Source organism: Escherichia sp. MR, from assembly GCF_005280595.1.
Lineage (GTDB): Bacteria > Pseudomonadota > Gammaproteobacteria > Enterobacterales > Enterobacteriaceae > Escherichia > Escherichia ruysiae.
Genome location: NZ_SZVK01000092.1, coordinates 1 through 7,310, shown reverse-complemented (window position 1 = coordinate 7,310; position 7,310 = coordinate 1). Strand labels below are relative to the sequence as shown.

At 46.0% G+C, this 7,310-nt stretch carries 6 protein-coding genes and 1 pseudogene; 5 read left to right on the top strand and 2 right to left on the bottom strand.

The genetic code is table 11. The features are described 5' to 3' along the window. The first annotated feature begins 2 nt into the window (after window positions 1–2). Window positions 3–59 (top strand): IS1 family transposase, encoded by a 57-nt coding sequence (locus FC814_RS23760; protein WP_003032489.1) that lies wholly within the window; start codon window positions 3–5, stop codon window positions 57–59. Window positions 60–76: 17 nt separating this feature from the next. On the opposite strand, the pseudogene FC814_RS21745 reads toward FC814_RS23760, so the two are convergent. Then, window positions 77–517: pseudogene (locus FC814_RS21745) on the bottom strand (FAD-dependent oxidoreductase); the annotation flags it as partial. A gap of 226 nt (window positions 518–743) precedes the next feature. Between FC814_RS21745 and rclR the strand changes: the two are divergent. Beyond that, complete coding sequence (gene rclR, locus FC814_RS21740; protein ID WP_137326455.1) at window positions 744–1,604, top strand: reactive chlorine-specific transcriptional regulator RclR; 861 nt, start codon at window positions 744–746, stop codon at window positions 1,602–1,604. A gap of 184 nt (window positions 1,605–1,788) precedes the next feature. Here rclR and FC814_RS21735 read toward each other — a convergent pair whose 3' ends face one another. After that, entirely contained in the window at window positions 1,789–3,342 is a 1,554-nt protein-coding gene (locus tag FC814_RS21735; RefSeq protein ID WP_000546182.1) for an L-lactate permease, read from the bottom strand. 493 nt (window positions 3,343–3,835) lie between these two features. On the opposite strand from FC814_RS21735, the gene FC814_RS21730 reads away from it, so the two are divergent. Genes FC814_RS21730 through FC814_RS21720 form a run of 3 tightly spaced genes read left to right on the top strand, consistent with a single transcriptional unit; the run spans window position 3,836 to window position 6,681 of the window. After that, window positions 3,836–4,555, top strand: coding sequence for a (Fe-S)-binding protein (locus FC814_RS21730; protein ID WP_001102104.1), 720 nt, complete (start codon window positions 3,836–3,838; stop codon window positions 4,553–4,555). A 10-nt stretch (window positions 4,556–4,565) separates the two neighbouring features. Continuing rightward, window positions 4,566–5,993, top strand: a complete 1,428-nt coding sequence (locus FC814_RS21725; protein ID WP_000023938.1) for a LutB/LldF family L-lactate oxidation iron-sulfur protein — start codon at window positions 4,566–4,568, stop codon at window positions 5,991–5,993. Then, a complete protein-coding gene (locus FC814_RS21720; RefSeq protein ID WP_137326454.1) occupies window positions 5,986–6,681 on the top strand; it encodes a lactate utilization protein C in 696 nt (231 codons plus the stop codon). Before FC814_RS21725 ends, FC814_RS21720 begins: the two co-directional genes overlap by 8 nt. Window positions 6,682–7,310: the final 629 nt, after the last annotated feature.

Below are 7,310 nucleotides of genomic sequence, written 5' to 3'. Positions count from 1 at the left end.
CGGTGGAGCTGCATGACAAAGTCATCGGGCATTATCTGAACATAAAACACTATCAATAAGTTAGAGTCATTACCCTGTCATAGACGCCTGGCGTCGTGGTTATTCCTGGAATTGATGGAACCACAGTTTGTGCGCCGGTATTAATAAAAATTTTCTCACCGTGAATCTCCAGATTTCCCTCTGGTCGATGAATACGCAGAATATGATTATTGATAAACTCCGCTTGCCCGACGATCACGTCGATATTGGGCATATCCGCAAGATTATGGAAATTCTTATTGCGTAAGAATTTGACGACCTCATCTTTACGCTGCATGGCACGGGAAAAATCTGTGTGCTGTTGTGCGTCATGAACCAATGTTTTGGTTGGGATGCAGCCGATATTAATACATGTCCCGCCATACATTGCATTCGATTGTTCGATGAGAGCCACACGCCAACCCGCTTTAGCCAGCGTGACGGCTAATGTTTTTCCTGCCTTACCAAAACCAATAATAACTGCCTGATATTTATTCATGATAATTTCCTGTCGAAACGTATTCATTTGACGTAATGACTATAGACGTAAATGCGCAAATAACACTTCTTCACAACGCTTGATATTTTGTCTTATCGTCTGATGTTCGTTGTTTTTTAATCAGGGTCACAATATAACGATGATGATTAACTTATTGATGATATCGGCTTAAGTCTTATATAAGATTATTGCTATCTATAATCAAAAAACTACTCAGGAGTCTGATATGGATGCCCTTAGCCGTTTGTTGATGCTTAACGCTCCACAAGGAACGATCGATAAAAATTGCGAGTTAGGAAGTGACTGGCAGCTTCCACATGTTGCGGGGGAACTATCGGTTATTCGTTGGCATGTGTTAACACAAGGTGCGGCAAAACTGGAAATGCCGATGGGGCAGACCTTTACATTGCGCCCTGGGAATGTGGTTCTGCTACCACAAAACTCAGCTCATCGCCTGAGTCACATTGAAAATGAATCGACCTGTATCGTATGCGGCACTCTTCGGCTGCAACGTTCGGCGCGTTATTTTTTGACCTCTTTGCCGGAAGCTCTGTTTTTGGCACCGGAAAGTGACAGCGTGGAGTTTAACTGGCTGAGGGAGGCGATTCCTTTTTTACAACAGGAATCCAGAGCGGCAATGCCGGGAGCGGATGCTCTGTGTAGCCAGGTATGCGCCACACTCTTTACACTCGCCGTGCGTGGATGGATCGTACAGGCTAATACGGAGAATATTCTCAGTTTGTTGCTTCATCCGCGCCTTGGCGTAGTGATTCAGCAAATGCTGGAAATGCCTGGCCATCCCTGGACAGTCGAATCGCTGGCCAGCAGCGTTCACATGTCCAGGGCAAGTTTTGCCCAACTTTTTCGTGATGTTTCTGGAACCACGCCACTGGCTGAATTAACAAAGTTGCGGCTACAAATAGCGGCTCAGCGGTTTTCCCGGGAAACGCTCCCCGTCGTGGTGATCGCTGAGTCAGTAGGCTATGCCAGTGAATCATCCTTTCACAAGGCTTTTGTTCGCGAGTTTGGCTGTACTCCAGGTGAATATCGGGAAAGAGTCAGACAGCTTCAGGAGGTTATCTTATAAGCTAAGTATGGATAAGATTATCTGTTATAAAAATAGAGCAAGTCATACTCAGCGTAGCGGGGAAAAACAGCCGGATGTTCTGGTAGAAATAAAGAACATCCAGGCATTCTAAAGGTAAGATTTCTGTTACTTAATCTTTGCGTGCATCCTTATCCATATAAAGCGTATGGTTAAGAAAACCACTTTATCGCATAAACCAGAAATAAAAGAGACCTACTTTTAAGCCAAGTATTGCGATGTAAGCACAGCAGTATTTCATGGTGCCAGACATTATTTGATTGGCTTGCCCTTCCATTTTTGTGGCAGAAACGGCAATGGCAATACTTTGCGGTGAAATCATTTTCCCACCCGTGGCACCGGAAGTATTTGCCGCCGCCAGCCAATTGGGATCGATATGCAGCTTGCTGGCTGCAATAGTTTGTAGTTTGCCAAACAAAATATTCGAGTTAGTGTCGCTGCCGGTGACAAAAGTACCCAGCGCACCAATGACCGGCGCGAGAAAGACGTATGAACTTCCGGTGAGATCGACAATTGACCGTGCCAGCGTAGAAATAATGCCGCTGAGATCCATAACTGTTGCCATGGCGACAATGGCCATAATCGCAATAATAGAATTTTTAAGCTGGAATACGGTTTTGATAAATACTTCCAGCATACCGCGTGCTGATGCCCCCTGAATAAAACCGCCGAGAATAGTTGCAAAGATAATCAACATTCCAGGCGTTGTGAGCCATTCTATTTTTAATGCTAATGTTCCGCCATCGACCAGTGAAAAATGCAGCACTGAAGCCAGCTGAGATGCTGCTGCTTTTATCGTTGGGAATAACGGTGAGCACAGCAGAATAAAGACAAAAATAAACAGGTAAATAGAACCGACCCGGAACAGCACCTTTGCCGAACGTGGTGCCATTTCACGGGTATGGCTGGCTTCAATACGCCACTCTGGGTCTACTTCACCTTTGCGCAGACGGCTGGCAATTGCGACAGCGAAAAGGCTAGCCAGGCTGCCAGCAAAAGCGGGCAATTCGGCACCAAGATGGACGGCAACAAAGTATTGCGGAATAAGTGTCGCGATGCCACATAGCAGTGTGATAAGGAATACGCCGCGAATCGCTTTCACGCCGCCGCCAATAATACAAATAATGACAAAGGGCAGCAGGAGATTAAAAATCGCTAATTGTAGAATAATTGTGCCACCTAAGGTGTAAACAGACAGATTAACCTGCTCGGCGAGGATTGAAACCGGAATACCTACCGCCCCAAACGCTGTAGGCACCGTATTGGCAACCAGTGAAGCAATTGCGGCTTTCAGTGGGTTGAATCCCAACGCGATGAGGATACCAATAGGAATGGCGACAGCAGTACCGTAGCCGGCAGCAGCCTCAAGAAAACCACCAAAACACCATGAAATAAGGAGCACCTGGATACGCTTATCTTCGCTAATACTGGCGAGAATATCGCGGAGAATATCCAGAGCTTTGGTTGCCTGCATGACGTTATAACTGAATATTGCACCGAGGATCACAATCACGATCGGCCATAATCCTTTGAGTGCACCATAACCCACTGAGGCTTTCAGATTCTGTATTGGCATGTCCCAGAACAGGACAGATAAAACTGCTGTAAATGCCAGTGATATCAGAACTGAATAATGAACAGGCACCTTCAGTTTCAGAATCAAAAATACCATAAGGAGCAAAGGTGAGAGTGCAATAGCAAACATTAAATATCCGTGCATTTCTATTCCTGACTATATTTATCGACCTTGTTTATCTATTTTTCCGATGGAGGTTATCTCATTATTAAAATAAAAAATGCAAACTGAATCGCTTCAGTAAAATAAAATTACACATTGTTAATGTTTGTATATTTATTGTTAACATTCTGATTTATAAAATAATGTATGTATATTTTAACAGCCCCTTAATGAGTAACTCTAAATAGGTATTCAAGGTCGGGTTTATGAATTTTGTGACCCACTTAAATCAAATTTTCACCCCAGTGTTGATAGCTGGTGTCTTTATAAAAATGTGAGCGATGCCGAAAGAAATAAAATTAGTTATTGCATCCAGGTATTGAATGACGGATTATCTGTTTTGTCATACAAATGAGTTTGAAATTGTATTTTATTACTTAATAAAAAAGAGCCCCTATTTTTATTGATGATTGATAACCCAGAAGGGGTGGTTGCCATCGGGCATAAACAGAAATGAAGTAATGGAGTGTTGGTTGTGAATGTAAATTTCTTTGTTACCTGTATTGGTGATGCACTGAAATCAAGGATGGCACGAGACTCCGTGCTGCTACTGGAAAAACTCGGCTGTCGCGTAAATTTCCCGGAGAAACAGGGATGCTGCGGTCAGCCTGCGATCAATAGTGGTTATATCAAAGAAGCGATTCCGGGGATGAAAAATCTGATCGCTGCACTGGAGGATAACGACGATCCCATTATTTCACCTGCTGGTTCCTGCACCTATGCCGTAAAAAGTTACCCGACGTATCTGGCGGATGAACCTGAATGGGCATTACGTGCCGAAAAGGTTGCCGCGCGTATGCAGGATCTCACCTCTTTTATTGTTAATAAATTAGGGGTAGTGGATGTCGGCGCCAGCTTGCAGGGGAGAGCGGTGTATCACCCATCTTGCAGCCTGTCCCGTAAGCTGGGGGTGAAGGACGAGCCACTTACGCTGCTGAAAAATGTACGCGGACTGGAGCTGTTGCCCTTTGCCGAACAGGACACTTGCTGCGGGTTTGGCGGCACGTTCTCGGTCAAAATGGCCGAAATATCCGGCGAGATGGTGAAAGAAAAGGTTTCGCACCTGATGGAAGTCCGCCCTGAGTATTTAATTGGCGCTGACGTGAGTTGCCTGCTGAACATTAGTGGGCGATTACAACGTGAAGGGCAGAAAGTCAAAGTGATGCATATTGCTGAAGTGCTGATGAGCCGCTGAGGATATAAAGATGTCGATCAAAACCAGTAATACAGAATTTAAGACACGCATCCGTCAGCAAATTGAAGATCCGATCATGCGCAAAGCGGTGGCAAATGCGCAGCAGCGTATTGGTGCAAATCGGCAAAAAATGGTTGATGAACTAGGGCACTGGGAGGAGTGGCGCGATCGCGCTGCCCAGATACGTGATCATGTTCTGAGTAATCTTGACGCTTATTTGTACCAGCTCTCAGAAAAAGTGACGCAAAACGGCGGTCACGTCTATTTTGCAAAAACCAAAGAAGACGCTACCCGCTACATTTTACAGGTCGCCCAGCGTAAAAATGCGCGGAAAGTGGTGAAGTCGAAATCAATGGTGACCGAAGAGATTGGCGTCAACCATGTGTTGCAGGATGCTGGCATTCAGGTGATTGAAACCGATCTGGGGGAATACATTCTGCAGTTGGATCAAGATCCGCCATCTCATGTTGTGGTTCCGGCTATTCATAAAGATCGCCACCAGATCCGCCGGGTGCTACACGAACGCCTGGGTTATGATGGCCCGGAAACGCCTGAAGCGATGACCTTATTCATTCGCCAAAAGATCCGCGAAGATTTCCTCAGTGCTGAAATCGGTATTACCGGCTGTAATTTCGCGGTGGCAGAAACCGGTTCGGTATGTCTGGTGACTAATGAAGGTAATGCGCGAATGTGTACCACGCTGCCTAAAACGCACATTGCGGTGATGGGTATGGAGCGTATCGCCCCCACGTTTGCCGAGGTAGACGTATTGATCACCATGCTGGCGCGCAGTGCCGTTGGTGCGCGTTTGACGGGATATAACACCTGGCTGACAGGACCGCGCGAAGCAGGACACGTTGATGGCCCTGAAGAGTTTCATCTGGTTATTGTTGATAACGGACGCTCCGAGGTGCTGGCCTCTGAATTTCGTGATGTGCTGCGCTGTATTCGCTGCGGAGCCTGTATGAATACCTGCCCGGCATATCGCCATATTGGCGGTCACGGATATGGCTCTATTTACCCAGGACCAATTGGTGCGGTGATTTCTCCATTGCTTGGCGGCTATAAAGATTTTAAAGATTTGCCTTACGCCTGCTCTTTATGCACGGCCTGTGACAGCGTTTGTCCGGTGCGTATTCCTCTGTCGAAACTGATTTTACGCCATCGTCGGGTGATGGCTGAAAAAGGAATCACCGCAAAAGCAGAGCAACGGGCGATCAAAATGTTTGCTTATGCCAATAGTCATCCGGGATTGTGGAAAGTCGGAATGATGGCTGGCGCCCATGCGGCAAGCTGGTTTATCAATGGCGGCAAAACACCGCTCAGGATCGGCGCAATTAGCGACTGGATGGAAGCACGCGATCTTCCTGAAGCTGACGGAGAGAGTTTCCGTAGCTGGTTTAAGAAACATCAGGCGCAGGAGAAAAAGAATGGATAATCGGAGCGAATTTTTGAACAACGTTGCTCAGGCACTGGGGCGCCCGCTGCGACGTGAACCGCAAGCAGAAGATGCGCCGCTTAACAACTATGCTAACGAGCGGCTTACCGAACTTAATCAACAGCAGCACTGTGATGCGTTTATCCAGTTTGCCAGCGATGTCATGTTGACGCGTTGTGAACTGACCAGCGAGGCGCAGGCGGCAGAAGCGGCATTACGTTTGTGTAAAGAGCTGGGAGATCAGTCGGTCGTGGTGAGTGGCGACAAGCGACTGGAGGAGCTGGGGATCAGTGGACGTTTACAGCAGGAATGCAATGCCGCTGTTTGGGATCCGGCGAAAGGTGTCGAGAATATCGCTCTGGCGGAGCAGGCGAAAGTTGGCGTTGTGTATGCTGAATATGGCTTAACAGAGTCGGGAGGTGTGGTTCTTTTTTCCGCCGCTGAGTGCGGGCGTTCATTGAGTCTGCTACCTGAGTCCTCTATTTTTATCTTGCGTAAAAGCACTATTTTGCCCCGAGTGGCGCAGCTGGCAGAAAAATTGCACCAGAAAGCGCAGGCCGGTGAACGTATGCCATCCTGCATTAACATCATCAGTGGCCCCAGTTCAACAGCGGACATTGAGCTTATCAAAGTCGTTGGGGTTCACGGGCCGGTGAAGGCGGTGTACCTGATTATTGAGGATTGTTGAGAGAGAGATTGGCGGCCATTCTGGTATTCAGCAGCCAGAATGGCGCTGTCATATTGAACGGAATAACTGCTCTATCTGGGCGCTCAGAAACGGGAGCGCATATACCAGGGTGATGGAAAAATAGGCAGTTAAAACACCCGTTCATTTGTGTTATGTTTGGTGGATAAAAATAAACCGAACGTCGATTGTTTGTGTCATTATAGTTTTACGCTGTAAAGATTTAGTGTAAAAATCCACGCTTATATTTTTACAGCATTCAGATGCTTTCCTTGTAATCACAGTTAAATCCCGCTGAGATTTATTCTTTTCTTAATAATATCTTATATTTTTGCTGAATGGATTCAGTCCTAAGTTGATATATTATTTTTAATAAGATAAGTCTTATATTTATATACTCATTTAGTGTTACCAATTTTTCTTATATTAATGTGAGCTCTCATTGCTTTGCTTTGGACTATATTTTGAGTTGATCTGGATTCGTAGATACATATAATGCGCCTGTGTTCAAAACTGGAAGTTAATGTAAGGATGATGTTGCGGTTGTTAATTTGGAAAACGGGTGATGCTGCCAACTTACTGATTTAGTGTATGATGGTGTTTTTGAGGTGCTCCAGTGGCTTCTGTTTCTA